This window comes from Mesorhizobium sp. M7A.F.Ca.AU.002.02.1.1 (genome assembly GCF_003998535.1).
Classification (GTDB): domain Bacteria; phylum Pseudomonadota; class Alphaproteobacteria; order Rhizobiales; family Rhizobiaceae; genus Mesorhizobium; species Mesorhizobium ciceri.
Genome location: NZ_RZPB01000830.1, coordinates 1 through 2465 on the forward strand (window position 1 = coordinate 1; position 2465 = coordinate 2465).

Consider the following 2465-nt stretch of genomic DNA (forward strand, 5'->3'; position numbering starts at 1 on the left):
GCTCAAGGTTCGCCTCGACGGCGGCGGTACGGTCGACAATGTAAACCACCGCGTCGACCGTACCGCCGCCGTCGAGGCGAACCTTGAGCAGACGCTCCAGATAGACATTGGTGACCAGCTCGCGCTCGCGCAGATAGGCCATAACCTCGTCGCGCAAGTCGCCGGGGACGCGGAATGCGAGGCCGACGCAGGACCCGCCACGATCGAGGCCGAGCACCAGCCCCGGCCGCTCGCGCGTGCCGCGATGCACGAAGGAATAGACGCAGAGCGAGCGCCGGTAGCCATGCAGGCGGGCACGCTGTGTTTCGACATGCGCGAATCCCGGCCGCCAGATCAGCGAGCCATAGCCAAACACCCAAAAATCGCCCATATCGCCGCGCCTGATTGCAAAAGATGCCAACACCGCACCCGGACCGGTGTTTTTTCCGCCCGTCCCGTCTAACTATTCGTCTGTCCACCTGGCGGAATCGACTACCCGTCCGCAATACCCATGCGTTAACGAGAGCCAAAGCATGACGTCAAGTGACGAACGCCAGCCGAACAAACGTCGCCGCCTGATCTGGCTTGCAGCATTCATCGTCGTGCTGTTCGCCCTCTACAGCGGCGGCTGGTTCTATCTGGCTGACCGCGTCAGGAGCGAGGCCGACAAGGCGGTTGCCACGCTCAACAAGAATGGCGTCGAGGCCGGCTGCGCCAATCTCCAGGTCAGCGGCTATCCCTTGAGCTTTACCGTCTCCTGCGACAACCTCGCCTATGAGGACGATGCCAAGAACATTGCGGCCTCAGCCGGCAGTTTCAACGCAGCCGCCCAGATCATCCAGCCTCTGTCGCCGGTTGCCAATCTGCGCGGCCCGCTCAGGACCTCCGTGCCGGACATGGTGCCGCTGTGGATCGACTGGGACAATCTGCAGGCCAATTTCAAATTGTGGTGGCCGCTGCCGCGGCGGATTTCGCTGGAGGCAGAGGGCCTTTCCGGCCAGACCGATCCGGCCGACGATACCGATCCGGTGCAACTGTTCAGTGCCGGCAAGGCATCAGGTCAGTTGCAGCCCAACGGCGAGGATATCGACTATCTCGGCAGTTTCGGCGATCTCGAGGTCGACCCCGACGCACTTGGCGGGCGCGTGCTTCCGGCGCTCGATGCCAGCGGCGACGTGACATTGAAGAACGGCGTCGCACTGATCGGCACGCGGGTGAAGAGCCTTCGTGGCCAGGCGATCGAAATCCGCAACCTTGATCTGTCGTCGGGGACGGCGCGCATCACCGTTTCGGGACCGCTCTCGGTCGATGCCGAGGGCCTGGTCAACGCCGACCTGATGATCAGGTTGAAGGACCCGAAGGCGGTGGCGGCCATCCTCGGCACCGCCATACCCGAGCAGAAAAGCCAGATCGAGCAGGGTTTTTCTGCCCTGGCGGTGCTCGGCAACGAACCGTCCATGCCGCTGAAGGTGGTCAGGGGCAAGGCCTCGCTCGGCTTCATTCCGCTGGGCAAGATCAAGCCGGTCGAATAGCTCAGCCATGGCAAAACCCGTGAAGCTGCTGAGCGTTGGCGCTTTGACGCTGGACACCATCCTGCACGTCGAGACGCTGCCCATGCATCAGGGCAAGTTCATGGCCTCCGACGGCGTCCAGATCGCCTCGGGCATGGCCACCAGCGCCGCCTGCGCTGCCCATCGCCTGGGCGCCGAAGTATCGCTGTGGGCGAGTGCCGGCGACGATGCCGTCGCCGACCAGCTCATCGCCGGCATAGAGGCCGAAGGCGTCGATTGCACCTTCGTGCGGCGCGTCAGAGGTGCCCGCTCGGCGCTGGCCTCCATCCTGGTCGACGCGCATGGCGAGCGCATCATCGTGCCGTTCTATGACAGGCTTGCCCAGGCCGATCCCGACGTCCTGCCGGTCGCCGACCTCATGGCATTCGATGCCGTTCTGGTCGATGTCCGCTGGCCGGGTGCGGCGGCACTCGCCCTGAAGGCGGCGCGCGCCATCGGCCGTCCGGCGATCCTCGATGCCGACACCGCGCCGCTGGAGGTCCTTGAGCAGTTGTTGCCGCTCGCTACGCACATCATCGCTTCGGAGCCGGCAGCGCGCATCGTCTGCGGCCAGGCGCTCGATCCGAAAACGGCTTGCGCCGATCTCGCCAGCCGCAGCGACGCTTTTGTCGCAGTGACAGGCGGCGCGGCGGGCAGTTGGTGGCACGACCGTCGCGCTGGCTGCGTGCGCCATGTCGCGGCGCCGAAAATCAAGGCGGTCGACACGCTCGCCGCCGGCGATGTCTTTCACGGCGCCTTCGCCGTCGGGCTGGCGGAAGCCATGCCGGTCGAGCAGGCTTTGCGGTTTGCCAGTGCGGCCGCGGCGCTCAAATGCCTGCGCTTCGGCGGCAGGCTTGGCGCGCCGAACCGAGCCGAGACGCTGGCCATGGTTGCGCAGACCTGGCCTGCCTGAGACAGACCTAGCCCTTCGCGGGG

General features: G+C 65.5%; 3 protein-coding genes. 2 read left to right on the forward strand and 1 reads right to left on the reverse strand.

Annotated elements, in window-relative coordinates:
• A partial coding sequence (locus EN879_RS31940) for a gamma-glutamylcyclotransferase (protein WP_127274522.1) occupies positions 1–370 on the reverse strand: 370 nt, incomplete at its 3' end.
• A 142-nt stretch (positions 371–512) separates the two neighbouring features.
• Between EN879_RS31940 and EN879_RS31945 the strand changes: the two genes are divergently transcribed.
• A complete protein-coding gene (locus EN879_RS31945; protein WP_063169097.1) occupies positions 513–1511 on the forward strand; it encodes a DUF2125 domain-containing protein in 999 nt (332 codons plus the stop codon).
• Between the two features lie 7 nt (positions 1512–1518).
• The gene (locus EN879_RS31950; RefSeq protein WP_063169098.1) at positions 1519–2442 is read left to right on the forward strand and encodes a sugar kinase; all 924 of its coding nucleotides are present in this window, start codon (positions 1519–1521) and stop codon (positions 2440–2442) included.
• The last annotated feature ends 23 nt before the right edge of the window (positions 2443–2465 follow it).